The following is a 25,388-nucleotide window of genomic DNA, read 5'->3' as shown; positions in this document are numbered from 1 at the left end:
GCGAGGCGGCGCAGCCAACCTCGCAGTCGGCGCCCTTCGGCGTGTCCCAGACGCCAGCGAGCGTCGGCCATTGGTCTGCGTAGGGGCTAACGATCAGTTGACACCCCTGCTCCGCCTCAGCGGCCCCGCGGACGAACAAAGGGCCCGAGCAAGGCGCAGCAGGCGTTCCAACGCGGCCTTGCGCAGTGAGTGGAGCGAGAAGGCGACCGGAGCCAAGGGTTCACAGCGCAGGGATCGTGGTCGACGGTGAGGCCAAGGCGGTGACCGTGAAGCGGGGCTTATGGATTTCGAACACGAAATCGAGGAGAGGCCGGCTGGACACCGACCACTCGCCGCGCTCGCGGGGCTGGGCGTGAATTCGCACGCGGGTCGGCGGGTTGGCTGGGACTGAGGATGACGCTGCGATGGGGCTGGTTGCGGGCCTGGTTGAACTGCCGCATGCAGCAAGAGCGGCGAGCAGCGGCGCAGACAACGAGACCCTCGGCTCTGCGCCGCCCTCGTCGACCGCCTGACCTTCAACGGCACGAACATCGAGAGGCACCGACTCCTACCGCCTCGCCGCCACCCAAGCCCTGGCCGAGGAGCCCGTCAAGGCCGGCTGACCTGCGCACGTCCCAGCATCCGGGGGATCCGTCCCTTACCCCAGAGGATTGAGCCGGCGCTGCCGGAGTCGCTCTGAGGCAGCCGTGAAGCCGAGGACAAGTCCCACGACCAGCCCGGAGAGCACAGCGAACAGGAGGTCGTTGACCTCCTCCCCAGAGGACGGCATCAGGAAGAACAGCGTCCAGGGGACGGCCAAGGCAAGAGCAGCAGCGAGCGGCGTACAGGCCGATGCGCCGTAACGGCAGGGCGGGACGGGGCAGTGCCGATGCCGGGACGGCGGCGCGACGGGGTCCGGGCGCCGTCGTTGCTCGGAGCTGGAGTCGAGACTACGTCCAGGCGGGATCACGGCCGGTCAGGCCGAGGATGCGGTCCAAGGCGGGCGCGTCGGCCGGCACCACGACCTCAGGTCCGTACAGGCCCATCTCCCGCCCCTGCTCAACGCCGGCGAACATCGTGTCGTGAAGATGCGCCAGCAGGTCGGCGGGCAGGTCCAGCCGGTACCCGGTCGCGGCCGCCAGGTCCCAGCTGTGCACGGTCAGCTCGCCGACGATCATGGCGCCCATGACGGGCGCGGGCAGCATGTGCGGCGTGCCCATGCTCGTCTCGCCCTCCCAGGCGCTCGGCGGCGCCCACGACGATGTGATGTCGTTCAGCAGGGTGAGCAGGCGGCCGCGCCAGTCGCCGGCAGTCAGGTCGACATCGGACTCGGTGGCCGCCGGCTGCGGGACGGACTCCTTGCGACCGGCGCCGGCGAGCGAGGGGCCCCAGAACAGGAGGTGGTTAACCAGTGCCCGCACGTCATACTCCGTGCAAGGGGTCTTGTTGGCGAGCTGGTCGTCGGTGATGGTGTGGGCGACTGCGGCCATGGCCTCGGCCGCTGTGGAAAGGTGTGACATGGCGGCGACGCTAGACGCCGTGGACCGGAGGCGTATTGAACAAAGGCGACATACACTCTGCCATGTGGGGCGGGACATTCGTGAGCTGCGGAGTGCGTGGACCAGGTATCAGCGCCACGCGTTCCACAGTCCATCGCCGGCGCTCGCGCCATGGGTGGAGCGGTACTGGCAGGCTCGCTGGGACTATGCCGAGCCCTACCGGCAGAAGATCGTGCCGTACCCGAACGTGCACCTGTCGTTCAGTGGCGGCCGCGCGGACATCAACGGCGTCTGCAGCGGCTACCAGATCAAAGTCCTCGAGGGCCGCGACCACGTCTTCGGCGTCGCGTTCCGGCCGGGATGCTTCCGCCCGTTCCTCGGAGCCTCCGTCTCGACGATCACCGACCGAGTCGTCCCGGCGACCGAGGTGTTCGGCCCTGACCTGCCCACGACGCTCGACGTGCCGACCATGGATGCGTTCCTGCTGAAACACCTGCCGGACGACGACCCCCGGGTGCGCCAGGCCGCCGCCGCGGTCGGGCTGATCGCCAAGGACAAGGGCGTGACCAGGGTCGAACACCTCGCCGTTGAGCTGGGACTAAGCGTGCGGGGGTTGCAACGACTGTTCGCGGAGTACGTCGGCATCGGGCCCAAGTGGGTAATCCGCCGCTACCGCCTGCACGAGGTGACCGCACACATGGCCGCCGGCGGGACGATCGACTGGGCCGCGCTGGCGGCGGACCTCGGCTACGCCGACCAGGGCCACTTCATCCGCGACTTCAAGAGTATGTTCGGCGAGCCACCGACCTGGTACGCCCAGCGGTACTGAGAGGTCGTTTTCTCTTACCGACGCCAAATCCATCGGATGCGAATAGGCGACACGAGTTCCACCTCGTGAGGTGCCACTGCTCATCGGGCGCAGGCAGCGGCGGCTCACAATCTGGGTGACGGGATCGACGGCTACCGGGTGTCCCAGTTGGTCGGCTCGCCGACCGTCACGCACGCTGTGCATGTCCGCCGTTGAGGCGCGGGGCCAAGGTTCGCCAAGGTAGGTGTGCTGTCGCACCCCGTTTCCGGGAGTGGGGCCGGCTGTCGATCCGGGGGTCTCTGCGTCGCCATGTCGGCCGCCGCGCCGTGTGGGTACAGCCGTGGCGCGGCGATCACGACGCGGGTAGGTCTCGCGGTCGAAGGCCGAGGGCCGTCCGCCACGGCTGGCTGCCGCGGTGAAGTCGGTTGCGGTCCTGATGGGCTCGCTGGTGCTCTGACCGCATAGGTTGGCCGGGGTGGCGGCGTCGATGCTCGGACCGGCTGGACTCGGTGTGGGAAGAATTTGAGCGGTCGCGGAGCCGTTCAAACTAGGCTCCCAGCATGTCTGGTCCGACGTTGGTGATCGAGTTGGCGGAGCCGCTCTCCCCGGCTGCGCTGCGGGAGTTCCGCGCGTTGATGGTGGGGCTCTCCTCCCACTTCGACGAGAAGCGGCCGGGGTTCTTCGACGTCAACGTGCCCGCAGAGCGACTGGGCGTCGAGGACAGGCGAGAGAAGGACTGGCGAAAGCCGTTCCCGCTTCCACTCCTCGGCAACACCATCGCGGACGAGGAGCTCACAGCTCTGGTGGGATTCAATCCGCAGCGCGAGGACTGGCGTCGGCCCTTCCTGGTCTACTTGATGGGACCGGGTGTCGGCGACGAGAGCACCTTCGAGGCTGAGCACGCGGACGAGCCCGAGGTGGAGGCCATCCTCGGCTTCAGACCGACCCATGCCGTCAACGTCAGCGCCGGCTGCAATCGCGAGATCGACCACGTGACCACGGCCCTGCTGACCGCCGCTGTCATGGACGTCATCGGAGGCGTGGCCAAAGCCGAGCTGCTGGACGGACAGGCGTTGGTCGTCGCCGGCTTTCCGGGGGTGTTGGGGATCGCGGACGACGACTGGATGGCGCTGGGTAGGGCGGAGTTCCTGCGGGCCTGGGTTGGGCACCCCGCCTTCCGGCTGGTCAAATAGCCCAGACAGATCCGCGGCGGAAGTGGTGCTGTGACCTGGAACGTTCGCCCTGTTGCCTGATCATGCGGCGAGAGCGGGTCGGCCGCCCCAGCGGATGCCTTTCTCGCCGCGGATGCGGGCGCGTTCCTTGCGTTTGGCGGCCAGGACGTCGCGGTGGCGTGCGTTGGCGTTGCGCCAGCGGAGATAGGCGTGCAGGGCCCGGGTCTGCACGGTGTGGCTGGGGTGGTTCGAGTTGGCGATCGTGAACTGCCGCAGCGGTCCGAAGTGCGCTTCGATCGGGTTCGCCCACGAGGCGTAGGTCGGAGTGAAGCACAGCTCGACCAATTCCTGTTTGGTCCCGGACACCTTCCGGCCCGGACCGCGCCACGGCGGAGGCACACCGCCCGGTGCCGACGAGGTCATCGACGTCACCGAGCGGATCAAGGCCCAGCGTCGCCCGGCGAGGTGGTGAGCGTGCAGGACGTGCCGGTCGGGACACCATGGTGCCGAGGAGGCGACGCCATGACCCCCAGGACCGAGGACCGGCCGCGATGACTGTCGATGAGTTCGGCGCGTAGGCCGGCTGCGCCGCCGACGTCGCCCTCGCGTTCGTCGGCCCCAGTCATGCGGTTGACTGGGGCCGGGCAATGACGGAACGACTCGCACCATCGGGGGCTACGCAGTGAAGAGCAACGACACTCCGCTGATACCGGACGCGCTGTGGCTGGAGGAACGGCTGGGCGAAGGCTCGCTCTGGCGGCCGGACGAGGCCGCTCTGCCGGCCGAGCTGACCCACACCGCATCGAGGCAGTTCCTGCTGACGGTCGGCTTTCCCGCAGTCCACCTCGACATCGTGGGGATCGACACGAGGCACCTGTGGGACGAGGACGGGCTGGAGCCGTGTGATGCCGACGAGATCTACGGGGAACGCTACCCCTACGACGACTCCCCGCCCACGAACTTCGCCTTCACCGTGGCCACCTGGTTCGACCAGCAGCTGATGCTCGGCGGGGAGTTGGGCGACATCACCCACTACGACCCCAACGGATGGGACCATGGTGCCGGGTGGAAGGGCCCGGCCGCCGACTCCCTTCCCGACCTGGCAGTGCTCCTCGGGCTCATCGCCGAGTCGAGCACCGAACTGGAATCGGCCGAAGACACCGCACGCTCGGCCGTCGCCGCCGATCTGCGCGAGCGCATGATCGCCCACGATCTGAACGTGGACGGCTCCGCGTTCTGGGACGGCATCTTCGAGCGCTTGGTGTGAGCAAGGGCCGGGCATTCCCGGGATGCGGCTCCTAGTACTGCATCAGGCAACGTTTGCCCGGTCGACGATGGTCCGTAGGCGCCGGTCGTCGGTGTTGCGGTTCTGCCACGTGATGTGGCGGCGGATCATGCTGCCCTGCTCCTTGTGGGTGGCGTGGTCGGTGCCGTCGAGGGTGAAGTAGCGCAGGGCGGTGAACTGGCCTCGATGCGGTTGAGCCAGGAGGAGTTGGTCGGTGTGTAGGCGATCTCGACGTTGTTTGCCGCCGCCCAGGTGCCCACCCGTTGGCACTTCTTCGTGGTCAGGTGCGGGGAGAAGTTGTCGCACACGATCGCGATCCGCACGGTCGGAGGATAGAGCGTGCGCAGATAGCGGCAGAATTCCAGGAACGGGGTGCGCCTCTTGATGGGCTTGATGTGGCCGTAGAGCTTGTCCTTGGCCAGGTCCGGGGCGGTGAACAGGTGTCGCACGCCGCCGTAGCGGTTGTAGGTGGCCCGGCGTCTACGGCGAGATTCACGGCCTTGATCCTTGTGCCTGCCGCCGCGTTCGGCCCACTGCCATCCAGGGTGCGGCATCCGGTTGAGCGGCCCGAACTCGTCCATGCAGAAGATGACTTCGGGCTCGCCCTCCTCGGGTGTGACCTCGTCGTCGGCGATCGCATAGAGGTGTTCGACGCGGGCCTTCTTGGCCGCGTAGTCGTGGTCGCGGGAGGTCTTCCAGGTCTTCAGGCGTTGGAAGGAGACGCCTTCCTCGCGGAGGAGGATGCGCAGGCCCTCGTGCCTGATGTCGTCAACCACCCCCCGGCGACCAGGAAATCCGCCGGCTAGAACAGACGCCAGGTGGAAAACGGCAGGTCGTGCTCGACGGTTTGGACTTGGCGCTCTTCTTGATCTCGCGGCGCTTGGGCAGGGTGAACGTCTTCGGCCGACCGGCCTTGTATTTCGGGTAGATGCGAGTCGAAGCCGTCGGCGTTGAATTTGTGGATCACATCGCGAACCCGGTCGGCGCTGGTGACGGTCACCCCGGTGATCTTCGCCACCCTCATGCCCTGCGCGGACAGCAGTACCATCTGGGCCCGCCGCCAGGTCACCACCGATCCAGTGCTCCTGCGGATGATCCGCAGTAACCGTGGGCCTCGGCATCGTCGATCTCTCGGACCTGTGCGCGTATCGCCATCAGCACAGAGTGGCCGCCCCCCCTGCCACCCGGTACAACACCCGGACGGCGCGTCACATCACAACAGGCCAAACGTTCGCTCTTGCAACACGCGGCCGCTCTGTCGGAACCGTGCACCACGCCGCCGCGTCTATCACGGGCATGGGTGAGAGAACCGCGGAACGGGCCACGGGTATGAACCCGAAGACTGAGGGCGGCGCCGGATGCCTACTCGCCGGCCTCGGTGCGACAGCCGCGCCGCTTGTCTGGGCACCGCGCGCCGCGGTCAGTATCGACGGAGGATTCGAGGGCCATGCCCGCGATCTGAGCGTACTCTTCATCGATCTGCCACTCATCGTGCTCGGTGGCGCACTGGTTCCGCTCTTCGCCTGGGCGTTGGCCACCAGATGGGTGCACCGCCCCTGGGTCGCGGCACTCGTAGCCTTGGCCACGCTCGCGCTCGCGGTGTGGGGGCTCACCGAGTGGTGGACCCCCCGCCGACAGCCAGACCCCGGCTACGGACCCGGGATCTGACCTCGGCGTCCGCACATCGCAGCGCGACAGCACCCCCAGAATCACAACATCCCCGCGCCGTCGATTAAAGGACAAATGTTTCCTGATGCGGCACTCAAGGCCGTCCAATGATCTCCGAGTTACTGAGAGCGCGATTTCTCCTGACGGGCCCCTCGCGCTATCCGGCGAGGGCGAGGTTGTGCAGGCGGGCGATGCCGAGCATGGCGTGGTGGACACCGTCGCCCCTGAGGCGGCAGTCACGCAGGATCTTCCAGCCCTTCATGCGGGCGAAGGTGTGCTCGACGCGGGCGCGAACTCGGTCGTGGGAGCGGTTGTGGTCCGCCTGCCAGGCCGGAAGCTCCTCACCCTTGGTCCGATGGTGCGGGATGACGAGCCCGGTGCCTTGATAGCCGCCGTCCGCGATGGTCATCGTCTGCCGACGGCCGTCTTGGCGCCGGACTCCTCCCAGCCGCGGGAGTCGTGGCGGTTGCCGGGCAGCGGCCGGCCGACCACGACGATCAGACGGGAGTCTGCGTCGATGACGACTTGGTGGGCGGTGGAGTACCGGTAGTTCTTGGATTGCTCGGCGATGCTGCGGTCCCGGGTGGGCACCAAGGTGCCATCGACAATAAGCAGGGTGTCCTTGCGGAAGCGCCAGGCGCGGCTGCAGCCCGAGGAATGGGCCGAGGTGGTCGATGATGCGGGCTGCTGCGGACTTCGAGATACCGAAGAGCGGGCCGAGCTGGCGCAGCGTCAAGTTCGCCGCCAGTACGCCGCAACCAGCAACACTCCGTCATCCAACGGCAAGTTCCACGGTCGGCCGCATCGGACCGATTCCGCTCAATCTCTGCGCAGCGCGGTCACCAGCTTCCGGAAGTGGCGCGGGCTCAGCCCGGTGAACGGGCCTATCCAGGACGGTTGCGACGCCGTAATCACTGCAGGCACACGAAGATCATCAGATCCTCTGGATCCCTACGAGGACGTTGCGACGGCCCTGCGGACGGCGTCCAAGCGCAGACGATTCTGCTCCAGCCAGTCCGCGGCAACGTCGATCGGTACATGCACCGCAATCTGCGTCGACGGGGAGTCGTGGACGGTGAGCTCCACCGGGTCCTCGGGAACCACTTCCAGCCAGGCGCTGCGGCCACCGGTTGGCCACTGAGCTCCCTCGCCAGCCTGAAGAGCAAGCAGACATCGTTCCCACTCGTCCAGATCCCTCAGTGATACCTGTAGGCCGACTCGTCCGTTCACGAAGTCGCTCGCCAACACGATCTCGGCCACGTAGTGCCGCTCTTCACCCATCCGCAGAGGCTCAGCGCACTTCACCTCAACGGCGACGCACTGGACGGCATCCGCAAACCGCAGAAGCTCGAACGTCTGCTCTCCGTCAACCACAGTTGTCCCTTGAGCACTCGATGTAGCAGGTCGCCCTTGATCCTCTCGCAGGTACCGGCCAGGAAGGCAACCCCGGGCTGACATACGGGACAGCCTCTAAAGGGTGTTGCACAAGGCCCTGAACTGGGCATCTCCCTTGTATGGCCGCGGTGTTACGTGCTGAGCGGGTGTGGGTGGAGACGTTCACGGGACTGCGGATGACGCAGTTTTCGGGTCTGTTGAGGGTGGTGCGGGAGCGGGGCGGCAACGGCACGCTGCGGGGCCGGCCGTGGTCGTTGCCGCTTGCCGAGCGGGTCCTGATGGTCGCGGTGTACTACCGAACGAACCTGACCATGCGGCAGCTGGGCCCGTTGTTCGGCGTCTCTTCGTCTACCGTCTGCCGTGTGGTCCAGCGGCTGGGACCGCTGCTCGCGCTCGAGCCGGTCTCCCGCACAACCGACGCCCCGGACCGGATGTGGATCGTGGACGGCACCCTTATCCCGGTCCGCGACCGAGGCGTGGGTGCCTCCTCCAGGAACTATCGGTTCTCGGCAAACGTGCAGGTCATCGTCGATGCGGAGACCCGCCTCGTGGTGGCGGTCGCCCGTCCGGTGCCTGGCAACACTGCCGATGCCAGGGCATGGCGCAACTCCGGTCTGGCCGAGCACTGCGAGGGTGTGACCGTGCTCGGCGACGGCGCCTACATCAACACCGGCCTGGTCGTCCCGCATCGCAAACGGCCCGGACGGCCCCTGCTGAAGGGCGAGGAAGAGGACAATGCCGCCCACCGCAAGGTCCGTGCTCGCGTTGAGCATGTCTTCTCCCGGATGAAGAACTACAAGATCCTTCGCGACTGCCGGCAGCGCGGCGACGGTCTCCACTACGCGGTCCAGGCCGTGGCCCGCATGCACAACCTCGCCCTCGCCGCGTGACCGCCAAGCTCAGCCACCCACTTCCGGCTGCCTGATCACGGCCTTGTGCAACACCCTTTAGCCGAGCCGTTGCGTGGGCTTCCTTCAATACCCCAAGTTCTACTACTTGCATGACGGGTCCGATGGCCGCGGCGCTCCGATGCGACGACCCATTGTTCCGCATGAGGGGAACGCTGGATCAGTGCTTCAAGAGCGTCTTGCGGCGCAACAAGGCCGGCGGAGTGGACCGGATCGCTCCCACGGCTATCTTCACCATCAAGATCCGTCAAGCCGTCGTGTTGCAGAGCCACTATGGCATCGAAGGCTGAGTGCCCGGCTGACACTGAACGTCAGGATCAACTCGGTGGTGTTCCCGGCGGGCAGGATCTGACCACCGCCGTCGCCCACATCGAGATGGCGTCCCGCGTGACCGAGCCCGTCCTTCTGGGACTGGCGGTCCTGGCGGTCCGTAACCGTGTCAAACGCTGACCCAGGGAGTGGTCACGTTGGCTCGCTGCCGACCGTGGGACGCTTGTCAGTGGGGGCGTGATCACCGGCAGGTGATCGACGCGATTGCGTTCGGTACCGCACCGGCACGCCGTGGATGGACCTGCCTGAACATCTGGGCTTCGTCGGCGTCGCGCGCAGGCGGTCAGGCTCGACGGTAGCTGTCGACCGGGCCGCCCCAGCCGCCGGCGGGTCCGTCGAAGTCGATCACGAGCGAGGAGCCGTCCGGGTCCACCTTCAGGTGCCCGAGGCCGCGGCCGCCGTCCTTACCGCCCTGGCAGGTGTAGGTGATGGTCGCAGATTCCTTACCGTCCTTCTTCACCGGGACGAACGTGCCGGTGCACGAGAGCTTGGCGCCCGCGGCCTTGGCTTTGCCGTCCTTGATGATGAGGGTGTCCAGTGTTGTGTCACTGGGGGTGGCGATGTACTTCCAGGTGCCAACTGCCCGTTCGAGGAGCGTTCCCTGAGGGACAGTCGCCCCCGCGGGTTTTCCCGTCGCCCCGGCGGTGGCACTTGACTTGCCGTCTGCCGGCTTCTCATCCGCGCTCTCGCTGCCGCAACCGGCGGCCATCACGACCACGGCGAGCGTCGCGACCGCTGTCCATCGCGCCTTGCGCACAACAACACCCGTTTCCTCATTGCGCCTTTACAACACCCGCAAAGGTAACAGGTGGTGGGCGAGCCGATCCGGGCCTTGCGGCAGCGTGCAAGCGACCTTGGAGTCGTGACGTTCCGGGGCTCGCGGGACCGAGTGGCACGATCTCTTCCCAGGGCTTCCAGGCGTTGGTGCAGCCGTCGTTCCAGCGGTCATCGAGGTAGGTCTTGTACTCGTCGAGCACGGAGGTTCGGTTCTGCCACTGTCCGGCGAAGAGGTCTTCCGGCCCGGCGGCGTCGGCGTACTTCTTCACGGCGTGGTGGGCCATACGGAGCTGTCGCTGGATCGCGCGGCGGCTGTGGCCTGCCTTCAGCAGTGCGTGGACGGTGGCGTGCGTGGTGGGGGTGTGCTCGGCAATCGGGTGGCCGGTCGGCCACGGCAAGGCGGACTTGTCTTCCACCGGGACGCGCTCGGGCTCGGGCCCTTCAGGGACCAGAACGCGCAGGCAGCGGCGGTGCTGAGCAACGGTTCTTTCGGCGGCCTCGCTTGTGCCACAGGTGCCACCGGTCCGGGACCTGGACGGCTTGCGGTGCCGCCGCGGCGGCGCCTTCGGCGAAGAACGGCGCGCGGTCGCGGCAGACAACTTCGACACCGGGCCACTGGGTCAGCCACGCGGCCGGCGTCGATGCCTCCCGGTCGGGCAGCAGGTCGAGCGGGCGCCGGAGGCGGAGGGCATCGTGGCCGCGGCAACAGGGCCCCTGCGGAGCGCCGTTGGAGCAGATCCCAATGGTGGAAGGGCATCAAATTTTGGGGTTCTGTACAGTCGCCCTGTGGCAGCGAACGAGATCTCCCGAACGGCCCGCCGAGCGGCCGCGACGCGGCAGTCGATCATCGAAGCGGCGGAGGCGATCCTCGTCGCGGGTGGGCCCACGGCCTTGACACTGGAGGCCGTCGCCGAACGCGCCGACGTGGCCGTGCAGACGGTCTACAACCGGGTGGGCGGGAGATCCGCGGTCCTCGTCGCGGTGGCCGAGCGGGCCTTCCGGGAGAACCGGGAGTACATGGACGCCGCCTACGCCGCCCCCGGCACGCCGCGCGAACGCATCCTGCTGGCCGCCGACGCCTACGCACGCTTCGCCCTCGAACGCCCGCACCACTTCCGGTTGCTCGCCGAGCCCCCCGCCGACGCCGGGTCGCTGAAGGGCATCGCCGACCTCGTCGACGAACAGAACGCCAAACTCACTGCCGCACTGCGCGACGGCATAGCCGACGGCTCCTTCAACCCCGACCTGGATCCCAGGGGCACGGCCTACGCCCTGTGGGCCGCCATGAACGGCATCCTCGCCCTGAGCTGGCGCGCTGACCGCCTCCATGTCGACCCGCAGGACATGGGCCCCGTGCTCGACACCATCCTCACCGTGTTCACCCGAGGCCTCGACGCAAGGACCTGACCCTGCGCATGCACCAGTCAGGAGCCCCGGGGTGGGTTTCTTCGCGAGGGCTTCGGCGTCGAATGCGGGGTGCGGGGACGACTCCAGCAGCACCTCGACGGCGGTTCCTCCAGCACGGCGTGGGCCCACGTCAGGGACGGCTCTTCAGCGCATGGAACCTGTTGGATCGGCTCGGGGCCCGTCCTCTTCCCCCGGCGAACCGTCCTCACGAAACAGCAGCGCCACCCGTACGGCTGCCGGCAGGGCTTCTTCAACGAGGACCAACTCCCTACTGCCGTTGCGGACGGTGGCTGCACGGTCGAGGTGGCCGTCATGCCTGATGACGGTTCCCGCGACCTGAGGGTGCGGGCTGATGGGCCAGCCCGCCATGACGGCGCGGCGCGGCGCCTGTTCTGCTTCACCAGCCGATGCGAGGTGAGAGAGTGCCGTACGCGCCGCGGCATCCGTGCGGGGCAGGCCCAGCGTGGTCTGCGATCCGGCGAGCAGGCGAATTCCACAGCCTGATCTGCGCCGCCAGTCCGCGGTCCCCGCACCGGGCCGCGTCGCCGGCGACTGCCGCCGCGCCCCGGCCCCCGCGTCCCGGTGCAGATGCGCCGATGCCCGAACACCGCCGCCGCCAGCTTCTTCTCCCGCCCCGCTGCCCCATCCAGCGCGGCCAGGACCCGTTCCTCGACGGTTTCTCCCAGCCACTCCGAATCGGTCAACCGCACGCCCTCCATGGCACTTTCACGGTGCGGGCCATCCCTCGCGAATAGCGGTGCCGGGTGGAGATCCGATGTTGGAATGGGTTCCAGTATTGGAGGGTAATCAAGTAAAGTCCGCGCTTGGCGCGAGAAGCGAACTCGGCGCGAGCAGAGTGTGGTGGGGGTGGCGTGATGGGTGGCGCGCAAGGTGGGGGCGGAGGTCTTCCAGGGCCGTTGGGGCTGCCCGATCCGGGCGATCTGCTGGGGGACGAGAACTTCGACCAGCTCGACTTCGCGGGCATCCTCGAACGAGCGCGTGCTTTCATCGATGCCGACGCGGTAGAGCACGCTTCCACCCTCGCGGTGCGTGCCACCGCCTCCCCCAGCACGAAGCGGCGCACGGCCGGCGTACTCGTCACGGCCTTGGTGCAGCTCGCCGGAAAGAGGCCCAAGGACGCGCTGAAGAGCGTCAACAGCGTGGGCGAGTCCCCGGACCCGGACATCGCCGGCGAGGTCTTCCTCATCCGGGGTATGGCGTTGCACGCCCGACGCAAGTGGGCGGAGGCTGAAGCCAACCTTCAGCTCGCGATGATGCTCCGTAACGGCGCCACCTCGGGCCTTGCGGCCATCCACCTCGGCTTCCTGCGTGTGAGCCTCGGCGACGAGGAGGCGGCAGCACAGCAGTTCGCCGCTGCCACAACCTGCGGCGACCCCGTGGTCACCGCGCAGGCCCAGCTCGAACTCGCTCTGACCTTCGACCGTAACGGCCGAGGCGACGCCGCGATCGCCCCTTACGACGCCGCGATGAGCAGCCCGAACCCCAACGTCGCCCTGCGCGCGGCGTTCAACCTCGCCGGGCTGCTCAGGGACAGTGGCGACGCCAAAGCCGCCTTGTTGTCGCGAGCCATGCTCGAAAACGTCTACGCCACCGGTCATCCCGACTACGCGCCCAAGGCCGCGGTCGAACTCGCGATCGGCCGCCTGGAGGCCGACCAGACCGACGGCGTCGTGGAGTTGCTCACCTTTGGCACCACCTCGGCCGACCCGGCGGTCGCCGCCTTGGCCCACCTCCACCTCGGCTCCTGCCTCGCGGACCCCGTCCAGGCCGACCAGCACCTCGCCATCGCCATGAAGACCGGCCCACGCGAGATCAAGCGGGCCGCCTCCCGGACCCGCAAGCTACGGCGCGCAGCGAACTGACCTTCACCGAGTCGTCCAAGAAGGTCGTCCCTTGTCGAACCACAGAAAGGCTGAGGCCGCGGTGCAGCACACCGATCGAACCAGTGCATCCGTCGCGCGGTCGTCAGTGACCGGCGGTGTCCTCGCCACCGCAGCCATGCTGGTGATGATGGGTCTCACAGGCTGCAGCGTGTGCGACTGAGGGTGACCCTCGTGAAAGTCCAAGACACCGACTCCGGGACCACCGTCCAGTTCACCGCCAACGACCCCGACCACTCGAAGACCGCCAACATCAAGAAGCAATCCTTCGTCGCGGTGGACGGCTCGGGCACCTGGTCGTTCCCGGCCCAAGGCGCCGTCGTCAACGCGCACCCACCCGACGCAGGCCACAACATCGGCCCCGGCCAGACGGTCACCGGACTCATGACCTTTCAGGTCACCGGCATGACCCACATCCTCTACAACGGCGCCGGCTTCGTTGTGAATGCCCAAGGTGATCCGGTCAACGGCGGTTCCGCCTACTACGAAGGCTCCTGGACGGTCAGCCGCTGAGCATCCCCCAGGCCACTCGCCCGCCGTCATCAGCGAGGTGTCCTCGGCATCGGACGACGACCGCTTCGCCGCAGGAGCGCTGGAGCGTTGCCGTGAAGGTGCGACGCGGTCCGCCGTGGCGGTACCCCGCGGGGGCGGCCGCAGCAACAGCCAGAACGCAGCCGCCCCGACGCGTCGCAGGGGCGAGGCCGTGCCGTCTGCGTCCGGCGCGGTCCCAGACATGGAGGCTACGGGACGCTGAGGCGTTCCGCGCCGGGCTGTAGATGCGCGAGGAGAGTCGACTGTCTGAGAAGGAAGGCCGATGCCTCGCACCCTCGGTGCGGGACATCGGCCTTTGCGGGGACGGTTACGCGCGGCGGAGGCACGTCTCCGCAGCCTGGTGCCCGGGCACGAGCCCGCAGGTTTCTCCCGTCACGCCTGCGGCGGTCCCGGCCGGCTCGATGCGGCCACCAACCTCGACCGCTTGCACCCCTGCCGGGGCCTGGTCAGCCCGTTCCTCGAGGCGTTGTCGCCCTGAGCGGGGTGGGAGGCCGGAGGCGCCGTCAGGCGCTGCGGTCCTCGTCGGCGAGTGAACCGGCGGGCGTGTGCCGGGTGGCGCTGCGGTGGAGGGATACGCCCAGGGCGAGCAGCCAGTAGCCGAACAGCGCGCCCATCAGGGCGGTGGTGCCCCAGCCGTTCGCCGCGTAGAAGTGCGCGGGCGTGTTGCCGAAGAAGAGGGACGGCACGAAGGCCAGATTGGCCACGGCCAGGACCACGGCGGAGCGGGCGGTCCAGGGCGGCAGCAGCTTCGTACGGGAGATGCCGTAGCCGATGGCGGCCAGGAAGAGCGCGAGCAGGAGGCGGTCGATCGTCCCGTAGAGGATGTACGTGCCGCTGACCGTGATGGTCGGGTCGATCGGCTCGTCGGCGGCGATCACCGCCCCGGCTTCCAGCCCGCTGGAGACCAGCGTGATCGTCGTATAGACGAGCCCGGCCGCGAAGGCGAGGGTGCCGACCCACGCGTGGGCGGAATCCACGCTGGTGACCAGCTCGCGGAAGACGGTCACGAACACGATCAGGAATGCCAGGGCGCAGATGCCGATCAGCAGCCTGGCCAGGACGTTGGAGTCCGGCGGCGGCCCCGAGTAGAGGAAATACAAGGGCACTTCGACGGTGAAGGCGGCCGCGGTGGCGATGCCGGCCAGGCCGGCCAGACGCCTGGCGAGGCTTTCGTTCATGACTGTCCCCCTGGGGCTGGTGAGCCGGATTGCGCGTGCATTCGTTGCGTGTGCCGTGAGACTGGTGGACGGCCGGCGCACACCGCGGTCATGTCCTGGATCATCCGAGCCTGTTCCAGAACGCGCAGTGATGGCGCCTCTCCACGGTCCGCGTCGGGGCGATGTGGTCCGGTGCCAGCGAGAGCACGGTGTGCCGAGGCCAGCGCGGCGACGACGGTCCGTTCGGGTCGCCGGTGCGGGCGAAGCCGGCCCAGTAGTCGATCAAGGTGTCGGCCAGCCGATGCTGCGACGCCGTCATCTCGCGCGGGCGGCCGCCGAGGTCGAAGAGGTACGGCAGTTCGCTCGCGTGCGGTGCACCGAGCGGGAACGGCGGCGTGCCCGGAGTGAGCAGTGGGGCGTGCTCGTCGGCGAACTCGTAACGCCACACCGGAACATGCGCGGCGAGCAGGCCGCCGGTGCGTGCTGTCGGGCAGGCGAAGTTCGCGTCGCCGATCACCGCCCCGAACACCGGCCCGCCGTCCGTGCGGTGCACCGGGTACGCGCGCACGATCGCCTGCGCCTGCCCCCGCGCGGGGAAGAAGGCGGCCACGACGTCGGGCCAGTTCTGCGGAGTGACGGGATGACCGGCCTGGATGATCCCGGCGGCCCAGCCGTTGCCTTCGTCGTGGTTGTGGCCGATCAGCACAGGGACGCGGTGGAAGCGGCCGGAGGCGACGGCCGCCGCGGGGTCGCTCGGCAGCAACGCCGTGGCATAAGCGGGCTGCTGGTCCGCTCCCTGGGCCGCGAGGAGACGGGAGACATCCACGCGCCGCAAGCAGGCCGGGACGTCACGGACGGCGCCGCAGCCGACCTTCGCCGCGAAGTTCGCGCCCGCCGCGCGTGCCGAGGACAGGGGGACGGACGAGGGGGCGAAAGGCCGGTCCGGGCGGCCGGTGCAGGGGCCGCTCTGGATGATCGCCCGGTCGAACAGCCCCGCCGCCGAGGGTGAGGCGAGTTGGGCACAGACGCTGTAGCCGCCCGCCGACTCCCCGGCCAGCGTCACGTTGCGCGCGTCGCCGCCGAAGGCACCGATCTCGGCGCGCACCCAGCGCAGGGCCGCCTGCTGGTCGGCCAGACCGAGGGTGCCGGAGCCGCGCAGGTTGCGGTGCGCGAGGAAACCCAAGACTCCGAGGCGGTAGTCGACGGTGACGACCACGACATCGCCGCGGGTCGCCATGCGATGGGCGTCGTACGAGCTGCCCGCCCCGGTGGTGAAGCCGCCGCCGTGCAGCCACACCACGACCGGCCGCGGGCGTCCCGGGGTGGCGCCGTCGGGTGTCGTGACGTTCAGGTGCAGACAGTCCTCGTCGGTGCTGCCGCCGGGCACCTCGCCGGGCGGTTGCGGGCAGGCGCTCGCGGGCCGCATCACGTCCCGCACGCCGGACCAGTGAGCCGCCGGGTGCGGTGGTGCCCAGCGCAGCCGGCCGACGGGCGGCGCCGCGTAGGGGATGCCGTCGAAGGTGCGGTAGCCGTCGTGAATGGCACCCCGTACCAGGCCGTCGTGGGTGCGTACCGTCGCCGGTGGGGCGGGGCGGTCGGGTCGGTCGGCTGGCGCTGCGGACCAGGCCGTCGCAAGTACGGCGGTCAGGGCACAGCCCAGGATGGTCGGAACGCGGTGGATGGTCATGGTCTCCCCGTTCGGTCAGCCGCCGCCCATACCGCCCTGTGCGGCGATCATGGTCGTCGGCAGGGCGCGTACGGCCTGCTCCAAGCCGGGCGCGAGGGCGGCAAGGGTGCCTGTGCAGGCGTCGATCCGGCTCCGGAAGGCCTTCCTGTGCCGACGGGAGACGACCGCTCGGATCCCACCGGCAGCGGCCAGCGCCAGCAGCGCGGCGTCGGCGGCGGGGAGTTCACCCACGGGGCCGTTGCCGTGCAGTGCCGCCGACACGCGGGCGTAAAGGGCGGCGGTCACGGCAGGTTCCGTCACACTCAGCCGGCGTGCGCCGAAGCGGGTTCGGGGCTCGGTCACGGTCAGGACTCCCGTCGCGGTGAGCCGGTCCTCCACGTCCGACAGGGTTCGCTTGCGGTGGCGGCGCAGGAGGTGCTTCCAGCTGTGTCCGGCCAGAGCGTCGCGCAGGACACGGTCCAGGACGGGGCTGCCGGTCGGTGCCGTGCCGGACACGGTGACCGTGCCGCGGTCCTCCTCCAGCCGGCCGCGCATCGCGAGGTCGATCACGGCGGCGGCGCGGACCAGCAGGGCGGTCCGCGAGCGGTCGTAGGGGCGCTCGGCTGCTTCGTCGCGGGCGAGCAGGTACATCGCACAGGCCAGGTCGTCGGTCACACATCGACGCTAGGGCCGGGCACCCCGGCCGGGCATCGGCCGCGGGAGGGGGCGGGCGCTGGGACTGCGGGAGGAGTGCGGCTCAGGCTCCTCCTTGAGGAGGAGGCGGAAGTCAGGGGCGGCGTGGCCGGACGAGGCCGTGGTCGTAGGCGGCGACGACGGCCTGCACCCGGTCGCGCAGGTTCAGCTTGCGCAGCACCGCCGTGACGTGGTTCTTCACGGTGGCTTCCGACAGGTGCAATCGCTCGGCGATCTCGGCGTTCGACAATGCCTGTCCGATCAGGGTGAGCACCTCCCGCTCGCGGACGGAGAGGGCGGCGAGAGGGGGCGGCGGCGCCGGATCGGACGTGGTGCGCAGGAACCGGTCGAGGACGCGGCTGAGGACGGCCGGCGCCAGCAGCGCGTCGCCGCGGGCGGTGACACGGATCGCGTCCACGAGCTCGCCGGGGCGGATGTCCTTCAGCAAGAAGCCGCTCGCCCCGGCCCGCAGGGCGGCCACCACGTGCGCGTCGACGTCCCACGTGGTCAGTACCAGGACGCGGGTGCGGCCGCCGCTCGTCGCGATCTGCCGGGTCGCCTCGATGCCGTCGACGACGGGCATGCGCACGTCCATGAGCACCACGTCGGGAGCCAGTTCACGCGTCAGCCGCACCGCCTCCCGTCCATCGGACGCCTCACCGACCACCTCCAGGTCGTCACGGGCGTCGATGATCATGCGGAATCCGGTACGGACCAGGGCCTGGTCGTCGGCCACCACCACCCGCAGGGTCATGACGCGTCCTCCACCGGCAGCAGCGCCGCCACCTCGAACCCGCCTGCGGGCAGCGGACCGGCGTGCACACTGCCGCCGACGAGCCGCGCGCGCTCCCTCATCCCCACCAGGCCGCGGCCCGCTGCCGTGGCGGCCTCAGGACTCCTCGCCATGCGCCCGTTGTCGACCACGGTGATCCTTACGCACTTCCTGTCGCTCGTCACCCGTACGCTCACCTCGTCGGCGCCGGCCGCGTGGCGCAGTGTGTTGGTGAGGGCCTCCTGGACGATGCGGTACGCCGCCAGGTCCACCGATGCGGGCAGCCCGTCCGTGGCGCCCTCCGTGTGCACGCGTACGGTCATCCCCGTCGCCCGCACGCTCTCCGCGAGGTCGTCCAGACGTGCGAGCGAGGGCCCCGGTGTGCGCCGCTCCTCCGGAACGTCCTCGCCTGCCTCGGGCCGGAACGCCCGGAGCATCTGACGCAGCTCGCCCAGTGCGGACCGGGCGCCCGCCTCGATGGCCCGCAGCGCCTGACGTGCCTGATCGGGCCGTTCGGTGAACACGTCGTCCGCGGCGCCCGCCTGCACCACCATCACCGACAGGGTGTGCGCCACCACGTCGTGCACCTCGCGCGCGATGCGCGCCCGCTCCTCCACCACGGCGCGGCGCATCTCCGCCTTCGTCCGCTCCTGCTGCGCCCTGCGCCACTGGCCCGCGGTCCACGCCAGGACCACCGTCAGCAGGTAGACGGCCAGGCCCGCGGGGCCGCCCGCCGCCCACGCGGGGGCTGCCGGCAGGCACATCGCGGCGAGTGCGAGCGCCGACGTCCGCCGCGGCCTGGTCGCCGACAGCACGCACAAGGTGATCTGCGCCGCGAGCAGCGCACCCGTCAAGGTCACCGCGGGCAGCAGCGCCCACACCGCGATGCCCGTCACCGTGTTGACGGCCAGGACGGCGAGCGGGGCACGCGCCTGCCACCTCAGGGCGACGGCCTGGGCGAGGACCAGCACCAGGGCCACGAGCAGTCGACTGCCGTGCTCCGCACCGGCGACGAGCATCGACGTGCCGAGGACGCCGAGCACCAGGGCGGCCGACCCGCACCACAGCGCCCGCGCCGTCCGGGGCGGCAGCTCACCCCCGGATTCCGCCGCCGACACGCGATCCTGCTGTCCCCCGCTGCGGTCCACGACACGACCTTATCCAGCTCTTCGACGGTTCCGGCAAATCCACCGGAACCATCGCCCCGGCTGACCCGAACCGACTCGCAGCAGACGTTCAAAACACATCCTGAGGGGTCCAGGCCGCTTCCACCTCACCCTCGCTGGCGACGACCGTGTCATCCAGCACGGCCAATGGCAGCAGGAAGCCACTGTGCGACAAGTACCCGAGGCGGTGCTCCGTGGACCCTGGTCTCTCCCGCGCCCTCCGGAGGCCAGGAGCCGCCCTGCGGCAGGATCCCGCACGCATTTCCGCCCGGGTACGCGTCACAGGAAGATCGGTGTGGCGCGTGGCAGAGGGGGTTTAGCGGCTTTGCCTGCCCTGGTACCGGCCGTGGTGGTACAACACCTATCGTCCAGAGGCAATCCACCTTGGGGGGCGGATGCGGTTCGCATGGGGGCTGGGGCTGGGTGTACTGCTGGCGGTCACCGCCTGTACGACGGAAGGTGGTGACGACGGGAAACGTCCCCCGTCACCCCGGGCGGAGGCGGTCCACTACTGGACAGCCGCACCATGCTCCCTTTTCCGCGGTAAGACCCTACTCAAGGGATACACCGTCTTCTACGCCTTCGACATCGCCGACCCCGCCACACAGATGGACTACGGGACCAGCGACGGCAAGCAGTGGCCGTACCAGCACGCCGCCTGCACCATGCACCTGAGCGACCACCAGCAGCGCATCTGGGACCTGGACGCCGCCGTGGACATCTACGAAAGGACCGGCCCGGCCTGCTCCAGACATCGCGTCGACAAAGACCTCGACGCGGCCACCGCCTCGCCGGACGTCATCGACGACCACGCCTACCGGCTGTCGGTCGGCAAAGGCAGTCGCCCGGGCCGCACCCTCCAGATGTGCAACGGAAACGCCCGCTTCATCGTCACCGCCCAGGGCCCCGCCGGCAGCCGCCCAGCAGATGTCCAGGGCACGCTCGACCAGCTCACCGACCGGGGAGCCGACGTCTACGAGTCCGGGCTGCGCAACCGGCACGGGTGACTGGCACCTTGTCGCGCGTGCAAGCAAGGCAGTCGGACGACGGACCAGGGAACGCAGGCTGGTCACGCCCGCTGCCCCCGAGGGCAGGCGCTGGTCGACACCTATCCGGAGGAAGTCCGCAAGCGCCGGTAGACGCGCCAGACCCCGCCCCGCATGTCCCCCCCCCGGCGGCGAACAACGAGACGGGGTCCAGCAACGCCGGCAAGGCCGTCCTGCTGGGGGTCAGCCGCGGGGCAGGAGAAGGCGGGAGAGGGCGGCGGTGACGAGGAGGAGGGCGGCGACAGCGAGAAGGCCGATGCGCATGCCCGGGAGGGAGAAGCTGCCGCCGGGGCCGGAGAGCAGGCTGCCGAAGAGAGCGACGGCGAGCGCGCCGCCGGTCTGGCGGAGGGAGTTGAGCAGCCCGGAGGCGGCCCCGGCGCGCTCCTGCGGGACGGCGTCCATCAGCAGCGCGGTCAGTGCGGGCACCGCGAGCGCCCCACCGACGCTCAGCGGCAGCAGCAGTACGAGCACCAGCCATACGGGGGTGTGCGCGGCGAGCGGCAGCATGGCCAGCATCGCAGCGGTGAAGATCAGTTGCCCGGCGACGATCACCGGCCGCCGCCCGATCCGCTCCGCCAGCCGCGGTGACATGAGGTTGGTCGCCGTCACCGCCGCCGACATCGGGACGAACATCAGCCCGGCCGCTATGCCCGTCATCCCGCGCAGCTGCTGGTAGTACAGCCCGAGTAGGAAGATCCCGCCGTAAAAGGCGGCGTTGATGGCGAAGCCGACCGCGAGCGGGACGGCCACTTGGCGGTTCGTCAGCATGGCGAGGGGAACCATGGGTTGGCGGTGCCGGGCCTCCACGACGCGGAAGGCGTACCCGGAGGCGAGGGTGAGCGCGGCGGCTGCCAGCACGGGAGTGCTGGTCCAGCCCAGGTGGCCGCCTTCGATCACCGCGAAGGCCAGCCCGGCCAAGGTCACCACGGCGGTGAGCTGACCACCGCCGTCCAGCGCGGCGGGCCGACGCGGGGAGCGCGGCACCCGGATCAGCAGGCCCAGGATCGCCGCGCCCACAGGGAGGTTGAGGAGGAAGACAGTGCGCCAGCCGGCCGAGTCGGTGAGCAGCCCGCCCAGCACGGGACCCGCGGCCATCGCCACCGAGCCGCCGACCGTCCACAGCGCGATGGCGCGGGCGCGTGCCCGCGCGTCCTGGTAGGCCTGCCGGATCAGCGCCAGCGAGGCCGGCATCACGACCGCGGCGGCGGCGCCCTGTGCCACACGGGCGCCGACCAGCACGGAGATGCCGGGAGCGAGTGCGCAGCCGAGGGAGGCAAGAGTGAACAGGGCGACGCCCCAGGAGTAGGCGCGGCGGGCACCGGCCCGGTCGGCGAGGGCTCCAGCGGAGAGCATCAGGGCCGCGAACATCAGGGTGTACGCATCCACCACCCACTGCAGCCCGGCCATCCCACCGCGGAGGGAGTCCCCGATCGCGGGCAGCGCGATGTTCACGGCCGAGACATCGATGGTGATCACTGTGAAGCCGAGCAGCGAAGCGACCAGTGCGACGCCGCTCCGCCGTGGTACGGCGGACTCGGCGGGCGGTTCGGGGGGTGAAGTGATTGCTCGGACCCCATCTGCCTGGCCTCGCAGCCGGGGCCCGGGTGCCGATGGCTCGTCGTCGTGCCTGCGAGGGGAGGAGGTGGATCGAGACGGGAGTGGGGCAGCAGGCATGGTGAACTCCTGGGCATGTGCAGGTGAGGGCTCATCTGGGAATGACCGGGCGGGCGGTCGCAGCGCGCCGGGGCCGCGGTCCGGTGTCTCGCACCCCCTGGGCCCCGGCGACCGGGCCGCCCGCTCCGGGATCAACTCTGTGCCCGCGCACGCCCGCACGGCAGACCGCGCTGTGCCCGGGGTGTGGCGTTCCAGGCCCTGACACGGCCCCCCACGCTTCTTGACCACCTGCGACAATGACCGAATGGCAGCAGCAGCGGATACGAGGGGCACGGAGCTCGGGCGGTACCTGAAGGCTCGCAGGGCGCAGGTGCGCCCGCAGGACGTCGGTCTCCCGGCCGGCGGCGGGCTGCGCCGCACTCCCGGACTGCGCCGTGAGGAGCTGGCCGCGCTGGCCGGGGTGAGCGTCGACTACTACATCCGCCTGGAGCGCGGCCGGGAGACCAACCCCTCCCCAGCCGTCGTGGACGCCCTCGGCCGCGCCCTGCGGCTGCGTGGCGACGGTTATGAACGCCTGCACGAGCTCGCGGAACTGGCTTCGGGCCGGGTCTCGGAGTTGCCGGCGTCCTCCGACCACACCGTCCGCGACTCGGTGGTGCGCATGCTGGAGTCGGTGAGTCCGCTGCCCGCCTATGTGGTGAACCGGTACAACCGCGTCCTGGCCGCCAACCCGCCCGGCCGGCGGCTGATGCCCGGGCTGTGGGACTGGCCGGAGAGCCAGCGCAACATGATCCGCTATGTCTTCCTCCACCCGGTCGGCCGGACGCTGTATGAGCCGTGGGAGGAAACGGTCGCGCTCTCGGTGGCGCATCTGCGCGCGGTCGCCGGGGCTGACCCGGACGACCCCGAGCTGACCGCGCTCGTCGGCGAACTGGTGCTGAAGTCGCCGGATTTCGCGCGGCTTTGGGAGCGGTACGACGTCTGCGAGCGCGGCGGCGGGCAGAAGTCGTTCAGGCATCCGAAGGTCGGCCCGATGACCCTGACCTATGAGGTCATGCGACTGGCCCGGACTGGCGGCCAGCGGATGGTGGTCTACCAGGCGGCCCCCGGCACGCCGGACGAGAAGGCCATGCTGAGGTTGGAGTCTGCGGACGCCCGGACGGAGGCGGCGCCCTCGGTCCATCTGGAGCCGGCCACCGAGCCCTGCCCCACCAGCGCGCCCTGCCCGGCCCACGCCTCCGCCGACTGAGTCGGGCGTGGGGTCTTACTGAAGCAGGTCCACCGCCGGTCAGGGGTGCGCAGCACGTTCAGGGCGTCCTGGTGGCGGCGCACCGCGGCAGCGTAGGCGCGGGGCAGGCCGCTGGCGTCGAGGGTCTCGTGGATCCGTTCCTCCGAGTCGGCCGGCACCGTCCTGACGGCCCTGCGGTCCTCCGCCTGCAACAGGTACAGCCATGGTTCGGGTGGGTCACGACGGCACTGCTCGCAGCATTTCTCGCAACGCGCGCCTTTGCCCCTGGCGCGACCAGCACCGCCGCAGCGCCGCGGGGTGCTGCCACAGTCGCCTTCACTCTGGCCGCAATCCCATGGATGGCTACGGGCACTCGCCCAGGCCGACCTGCCGCGGATGCGGTGCCGGCCCACGTACTCGTTCCTGACCCAGGCTCCGAGCGAGGTGGTGCGGCCGGCTCGATTGACGCTGTGCCGGAAGGCGGCGCAGCGTAGAGGTAGCACCGTCGAGAGCGGGGTGAGGTCACCATGCAGTCCACCGAGCCGGAGCGTCGGGTGGTGGTGGGGGTGGACGGGTCTCCGTCGTCGTACGAGGCGCTGCGATGGGCGACACGCTATGCGCAGACAGTCAACGCTGTCGTTGAAGTGATTCATGCCTGGGACACGCCCGCGCCCATCGGCTGGAGCAGCGGACCGACGATTGACCTGGAGTTCGACCTTGAGCAGGCCCGGCAGCGCTTCGCCGAGGAACTGCGCGCCGTCTTCCCGGATGAGCGGCCCCCGGCCCTGCAGGAGCGTCTCGTCAAGGGTGATCCGTCCGAAGTGTTGATCAGGGCTTCCGAGGGGGCGGAAATCCTTGTCGTGGGCCGGCGCGGGCGAGGCAATTTTGCCCGGGCCATGCTCGGATCCGTCAGTCAGCGCTGTGCCCAACATGCTGTCTGTCCGGTCGTCGTAGTCCGGCAGGAGCGAGATCCGGCACACTGAGGTTCCTGCGTGCGTCCACTGTCACCGCCCCGGAAGCCGGCGACGAGGTGGGCGTGGTCGACTCCAGGCGCTTGTACACCCCTGCCGCGTAGGTGGCCGGATAGTGGACCAGGCCCGCCCTGCGTTCGGGCACCGCACCGCGGGTGGCGAAGTAGCCGTGGCCGAGCGTGCACAGGGACTCACGCAGCCGCTCGGCGGCAGGGTCGTAACCGTCGTACAACGTCCGCGTGCTCTTGAGCGGGGTAACGCCAGGCCCGCACGGCGTCCACGGTGCCGCGGCGCACCTGTGCCTCGTGAAGGGCGAACCGTACGGCGGCCGAGCCTTCGGTGGGATCGCCGACTCCGAGGACCAGTCGGCCGAAAGAGCCTTGCCGGTTCCGTTCCCCGCCTCGTACCACGATGACCGGGCACACGGCGCGGGCCGCCACCGTGAGGCTGACCGACCCGAGCATCATCCCTGTGCTCGGCCATGATCTCTTCGGACGGGCGATTGGCGGTGAGGGACGGGCTGCCTCGTTCGTACCCCTCCCACAGGGATGCATGGACCAGCCCAGCCGCAGCGGCAGGCTGTGGCGCGCGGCCCCGTCCGCGCCCAGTCCACGGCCCGCAGACTGGAATCTGATCCTGCCGCGCGACACGTGGCCGCCACCGAGGCAGGCGTGGAGGCTTCGAGGCAGGCGGATCGGCTTCGAGAGCAGACTTCCCTCCCCGGTTGCACCGCGCCCGTTTGCGGCCATCGTGGAATTACGGCCCCCAGGAACACAGCGCTGGGGCGGCCCCATCGCCGACGCCGCCTTCATGCCGGAGGAGACCACGGCCCACAGGGTGAGAGGTCCTTGATCGGAAGCGAAGCCGACCGGACACGAAGCCCGCCCTCCACCTTCGAGGCCATGGAGAAGGGAAGGCCATCGTGGTGACCAGGCCCGGCGTTTTCGGCGCCCTGGCTCAGGAACGTCGCGAGCAGCTGATGACGCTCGCCCGCGAGGTGTCGTTCGAGACGGGCGAGCGCATCTTCAACGAGGGAGGAAGGGCCGATCGTTTCTGGATCATCCACACGGGCACGGTCGCACTCGACGTCCACGTGCCTGGCCGGCAGGCAGCGGTCATCGAGAGCCTCGGCGCCGGACGACTGCTGGGCTGGTCCGCGCTGGTCCCTCCCCACCACTGGCATCTGGGGGCGGAAGCCGCCAGCCCGGTGCGCGCCTATGAGTTCGATGCGGAGGCGGTCCGTGAGATGTGTGCCGAGGACCCGGCGCTGGATCACGAGTTGTGCACCTATGTCACCGGCGTGATCGCGCGCCGGCTCAGGTCCGCCCGGATGCGCCTGCTCGACCTGTACGCGCCGCATGGTGCGGGCGAGGTGCCCTGACGCGACAGAACGC

24 protein-coding genes and 6 pseudogenes are annotated in these 25,388 nt (G+C 69.7%); 14 read left to right on the top strand and 16 right to left on the bottom strand.

The genetic code is table 11. From position 1 onward, the window contains the following. Positions 1 to 475 precede the first annotated feature (475 nt). Positions 476 to 602: pseudogene (locus ACF1AL_RS35970) on the top strand (AAA family ATPase); the annotation flags it as partial. A 327-nt stretch (positions 603 to 929) separates the two neighbouring features. Here ACF1AL_RS35970 and ACF1AL_RS35965 read toward each other — a convergent pair. Continuing rightward, on the bottom strand, positions 930 to 1,499 hold the full coding sequence (locus ACF1AL_RS35965) for a TIGR03086 family metal-binding protein (protein ID WP_391780869.1): 570 nt from the start codon (positions 1,497 to 1,499) through the stop codon (positions 930 to 932). Between the two features lie 64 nt (positions 1,500 to 1,563). Between ACF1AL_RS35965 and ACF1AL_RS35960 the strand changes: the two genes are divergently transcribed. Then, positions 1,564 to 2,307, top strand: coding sequence for a DUF6597 domain-containing transcriptional factor (locus ACF1AL_RS35960; RefSeq protein ID WP_391780868.1), 744 nt, complete (start codon positions 1,564 to 1,566; stop codon positions 2,305 to 2,307). Between the two features lie 539 nt (positions 2,308 to 2,846). Further along, the gene (locus ACF1AL_RS35955) at positions 2,847 to 3,479 is read left to right on the top strand and encodes a DUF6368 family protein (RefSeq protein ID WP_391780867.1); all 633 of its coding nucleotides are present in this window, start codon (positions 2,847 to 2,849) and stop codon (positions 3,477 to 3,479) included. 60 nt (positions 3,480 to 3,539) lie between these two features. On the opposite strand, the pseudogene ACF1AL_RS35950 reads toward ACF1AL_RS35955, so the two are convergent. Next, positions 3,540 to 3,800 (bottom strand): annotated as a pseudogene (locus tag ACF1AL_RS35950) (IS630 family transposase); the annotation flags it as partial. Positions 3,801 to 4,140: 340 nt separating this feature from the next. Between ACF1AL_RS35950 and ACF1AL_RS35945 the strand changes: the two are divergent. Further along, positions 4,141 to 4,725, top strand: coding sequence for a hypothetical protein (locus tag ACF1AL_RS35945; RefSeq protein ID WP_391780866.1), 585 nt, complete (start codon positions 4,141 to 4,143; stop codon positions 4,723 to 4,725). A gap of 42 nt (positions 4,726 to 4,767) precedes the next feature. On the opposite strand, the pseudogene ACF1AL_RS35940 reads toward ACF1AL_RS35945, so the two are convergent. Further along, positions 4,768 to 5,898, bottom strand: a pseudogene (locus tag ACF1AL_RS35940) (IS630 family transposase). Between the two features lie 111 nt (positions 5,899 to 6,009). Here ACF1AL_RS35940 and ACF1AL_RS35935 point away from each other — a divergent pair. After that, complete coding sequence (locus tag ACF1AL_RS35935; protein ID WP_041665641.1) at positions 6,010 to 6,411, top strand: hypothetical protein; 402 nt, start codon at positions 6,010 to 6,012, stop codon at positions 6,409 to 6,411. 157 nt (positions 6,412 to 6,568) lie between these two features. On the opposite strand, the pseudogene ACF1AL_RS35930 reads toward ACF1AL_RS35935, so the two are convergent. Then, positions 6,569 to 7,335 (bottom strand): annotated as a pseudogene (locus ACF1AL_RS35930) (transposase). Between the two features lie 27 nt (positions 7,336 to 7,362). Continuing rightward, on the bottom strand, positions 7,363 to 7,785 hold the full coding sequence (locus tag ACF1AL_RS35925; RefSeq protein WP_391780865.1) for a DUF5959 family protein: 423 nt from the start codon (positions 7,783 to 7,785) through the stop codon (positions 7,363 to 7,365). Positions 7,786 to 7,925: 140 nt separating this feature from the next. Here ACF1AL_RS35925 and ACF1AL_RS35920 point away from each other — a divergent pair, with 140 nt between their 5' ends. Then, positions 7,926 to 8,696, top strand: a complete 771-nt coding sequence (locus ACF1AL_RS35920; protein WP_391780864.1) for a transposase family protein — start codon at positions 7,926 to 7,928, stop codon at positions 8,694 to 8,696. Positions 8,697 to 8,806: 110 nt separating this feature from the next. Then, on the top strand, positions 8,807 to 9,004 hold the full coding sequence (locus tag ACF1AL_RS35915) for a hypothetical protein (RefSeq protein ID WP_391780863.1): 198 nt from the start codon (positions 8,807 to 8,809) through the stop codon (positions 9,002 to 9,004). A 323-nt stretch (positions 9,005 to 9,327) separates the two neighbouring features. Here the strand turns inward: ACF1AL_RS35915 and ACF1AL_RS35910 are convergent, their stop codons facing one another. The 3 genes from ACF1AL_RS35910 to ACF1AL_RS35900 are packed head-to-tail and all read right to left on the bottom strand — an operon-like array spanning position 9,328 to position 10,445. Next, positions 9,328 to 9,801: a hypothetical protein gene (locus ACF1AL_RS35910; RefSeq protein WP_391780862.1), complete on the bottom strand. Its 474-nt coding sequence runs from the start codon at positions 9,799 to 9,801 to the stop codon at positions 9,328 to 9,330. Positions 9,802 to 9,817: 16 nt separating this feature from the next. Further along, positions 9,818 to 10,237: a hypothetical protein gene (locus ACF1AL_RS35905; RefSeq protein WP_391780861.1), complete on the bottom strand. Its 420-nt coding sequence runs from the start codon at positions 10,235 to 10,237 to the stop codon at positions 9,818 to 9,820. Positions 10,238 to 10,262: 25 nt separating this feature from the next. Continuing rightward, positions 10,263 to 10,445, bottom strand: a complete 183-nt coding sequence (locus tag ACF1AL_RS35900) for a hypothetical protein (protein WP_391780894.1) — start codon at positions 10,443 to 10,445, stop codon at positions 10,263 to 10,265. A gap of 162 nt (positions 10,446 to 10,607) precedes the next feature. Here ACF1AL_RS35900 and ACF1AL_RS35895 point away from each other — a divergent pair, with 162 nt between their 5' ends. The 3 genes from ACF1AL_RS35895 (at position 10,608) to ACF1AL_RS35885 (ending at position 13,642) form a co-directional block, all read left to right on the top strand. Continuing rightward, positions 10,608 to 11,228 (top strand): TetR/AcrR family transcriptional regulator, encoded by a 621-nt coding sequence (locus ACF1AL_RS35895; RefSeq protein WP_391780860.1) that lies wholly within the window; start codon positions 10,608 to 10,610, stop codon positions 11,226 to 11,228. Between the two features lie 917 nt (positions 11,229 to 12,145). Further along, on the top strand, positions 12,146 to 13,111 hold the full coding sequence (locus ACF1AL_RS35890; protein ID WP_391780859.1) for a hypothetical protein: 966 nt from the start codon (positions 12,146 to 12,148) through the stop codon (positions 13,109 to 13,111). Positions 13,112 to 13,303: 192 nt separating this feature from the next. Then, positions 13,304 to 13,642: a hypothetical protein gene (locus ACF1AL_RS35885; protein WP_391780858.1), complete on the top strand. Its 339-nt coding sequence runs from the start codon at positions 13,304 to 13,306 to the stop codon at positions 13,640 to 13,642. A gap of 542 nt (positions 13,643 to 14,184) precedes the next feature. Here ACF1AL_RS35885 and ACF1AL_RS35880 read toward each other — a convergent pair. The 5 genes from ACF1AL_RS35880 to ACF1AL_RS35860 form a co-directional block, all read right to left on the bottom strand. After that, entirely contained in the window at positions 14,185 to 14,859 is a 675-nt protein-coding gene (locus tag ACF1AL_RS35880) for a hypothetical protein (protein ID WP_391780857.1), read from the bottom strand. Between the two features lie 100 nt (positions 14,860 to 14,959). Beyond that, positions 14,960 to 16,525 (bottom strand): carboxylesterase/lipase family protein, encoded by a 1,566-nt coding sequence (locus ACF1AL_RS35875; protein WP_391780856.1) that lies wholly within the window; start codon positions 16,523 to 16,525, stop codon positions 14,960 to 14,962. Positions 16,526 to 16,540: 15 nt separating this feature from the next. Beyond that, entirely contained in the window at positions 16,541 to 17,179 is a 639-nt protein-coding gene (locus tag ACF1AL_RS35870; protein ID WP_391780855.1) for a GPP34 family phosphoprotein, read from the bottom strand. Between the two features lie 112 nt (positions 17,180 to 17,291). After that, the gene (locus ACF1AL_RS35865) at positions 17,292 to 17,951 is read right to left on the bottom strand and encodes a response regulator (RefSeq protein WP_391780854.1); all 660 of its coding nucleotides are present in this window, start codon (positions 17,949 to 17,951) and stop codon (positions 17,292 to 17,294) included. After that, positions 17,948 to 19,117, bottom strand: coding sequence for a sensor histidine kinase (locus ACF1AL_RS35860; protein ID WP_391780853.1), 1,170 nt, complete (start codon positions 19,115 to 19,117; stop codon positions 17,948 to 17,950). The genes ACF1AL_RS35865 and ACF1AL_RS35860 overlap by 4 nt, the downstream gene beginning before the upstream one ends. A 413-nt stretch (positions 19,118 to 19,530) precedes the next feature. Here ACF1AL_RS35860 and ACF1AL_RS35855 point away from each other — a divergent pair, with 413 nt between their 5' ends. Beyond that, positions 19,531 to 20,142, top strand: a complete 612-nt coding sequence (locus ACF1AL_RS35855) for a hypothetical protein (RefSeq protein ID WP_391780852.1) — start codon at positions 19,531 to 19,533, stop codon at positions 20,140 to 20,142. Between the two features lie 222 nt (positions 20,143 to 20,364). On the opposite strand, the gene ACF1AL_RS35850 is transcribed toward ACF1AL_RS35855, so the two are convergent. Further along, complete coding sequence (locus ACF1AL_RS35850; protein WP_391780851.1) at positions 20,365 to 21,855, bottom strand: MFS transporter; 1,491 nt, start codon at positions 21,853 to 21,855, stop codon at positions 20,365 to 20,367. A gap of 244 nt (positions 21,856 to 22,099) precedes the next feature. Between ACF1AL_RS35850 and ACF1AL_RS35845 the strand changes: the two genes are divergently transcribed. Both ACF1AL_RS35845 and ACF1AL_RS35840 read left to right on the top strand, forming a co-directional pair. Further along, positions 22,100 to 23,044, top strand: coding sequence for a helix-turn-helix domain-containing protein (locus tag ACF1AL_RS35845; RefSeq protein WP_391780850.1), 945 nt, complete (start codon positions 22,100 to 22,102; stop codon positions 23,042 to 23,044). Between the two features lie 506 nt (positions 23,045 to 23,550). Then, positions 23,551 to 24,006, top strand: a complete 456-nt coding sequence (locus ACF1AL_RS35840; RefSeq protein ID WP_391780849.1) for a universal stress protein — start codon at positions 23,551 to 23,553, stop codon at positions 24,004 to 24,006. A 55-nt stretch (positions 24,007 to 24,061) separates the two neighbouring features. On the opposite strand, the pseudogene ACF1AL_RS35835 reads toward ACF1AL_RS35840, so the two are convergent. Both ACF1AL_RS35835 and ACF1AL_RS35830 read right to left on the bottom strand, forming a co-directional pair. Continuing rightward, a pseudogene (locus ACF1AL_RS35835) lies at positions 24,062 to 24,226 on the bottom strand (hypothetical protein); the annotation flags it as partial. Position 24,227: 1 nt separating this feature from the next. Further along, positions 24,228 to 24,655: pseudogene (locus tag ACF1AL_RS35830) on the bottom strand (universal stress protein); the annotation flags it as partial. A 264-nt stretch (positions 24,656 to 24,919) separates the two neighbouring features. Here ACF1AL_RS35830 and ACF1AL_RS35825 point away from each other — a divergent pair. Next, positions 24,920 to 25,375, top strand: coding sequence for a Crp/Fnr family transcriptional regulator (locus tag ACF1AL_RS35825; RefSeq protein WP_386912061.1), 456 nt, complete (start codon positions 24,920 to 24,922; stop codon positions 25,373 to 25,375). The last annotated feature ends 13 nt before the right edge of the window (positions 25,376 to 25,388 follow it).

Source organism: Streptomyces sp. NPDC014801 (assembly GCF_043082085.1).
In the GTDB taxonomy this organism is placed as follows: Bacteria; Actinomycetota; Actinomycetes; order Streptomycetales; family Streptomycetaceae; genus Streptomyces.
This window is presented reverse-complemented; position numbering and strand designations above follow the sequence as displayed.

Coding starts and splice junctions, on each gene's coding strand:
- ACF1AL_RS35965 (WP_391780869.1), bottom strand. CDS start 1,499: ATGTCACACCTTTCCACAGCGGCCGAGGCCATGGCCGCAGTCGCCCAC.
- ACF1AL_RS35955 (WP_391780867.1), top strand. CDS start 2,847: ATGTCTGGTCCGACGTTGGTGATCGAGTTGGCGGAGCCGCTCTCCCCG.
- ACF1AL_RS35920 (WP_391780864.1), top strand. CDS start 7,926: ATGGCCGCGGTGTTACGTGCTGAGCGGGTGTGGGTGGAGACGTTCACG.
- ACF1AL_RS35915 (WP_391780863.1), top strand. CDS start 8,807: ATGACGGGTCCGATGGCCGCGGCGCTCCGATGCGACGACCCATTGTTC.
- ACF1AL_RS35880 (WP_391780857.1), bottom strand. CDS start 14,859: ATGAACGAAAGCCTCGCCAGGCGTCTGGCCGGCCTGGCCGGCATCGCC.
- ACF1AL_RS35875 (WP_391780856.1), bottom strand. CDS start 16,525: ATGACCATCCACCGCGTTCCGACCATCCTGGGCTGTGCCCTGACCGCC.
- ACF1AL_RS35865 (WP_391780854.1), bottom strand. CDS start 17,951: ATGACCCTGCGGGTGGTGGTGGCCGACGACCAGGCCCTGGTCCGTACC.
- ACF1AL_RS35855 (WP_391780852.1), top strand. CDS start 19,531: ATGCGGTTCGCATGGGGGCTGGGGCTGGGTGTACTGCTGGCGGTCACC.
- ACF1AL_RS35850 (WP_391780851.1), bottom strand. CDS start 21,855: ATGCCTGCTGCCCCACTCCCGTCTCGATCCACCTCCTCCCCTCGCAGG.
- ACF1AL_RS35845 (WP_391780850.1), top strand. CDS start 22,100: ATGGCAGCAGCAGCGGATACGAGGGGCACGGAGCTCGGGCGGTACCTG.
- ACF1AL_RS35840 (WP_391780849.1), top strand. CDS start 23,551: ATGCAGTCCACCGAGCCGGAGCGTCGGGTGGTGGTGGGGGTGGACGGG.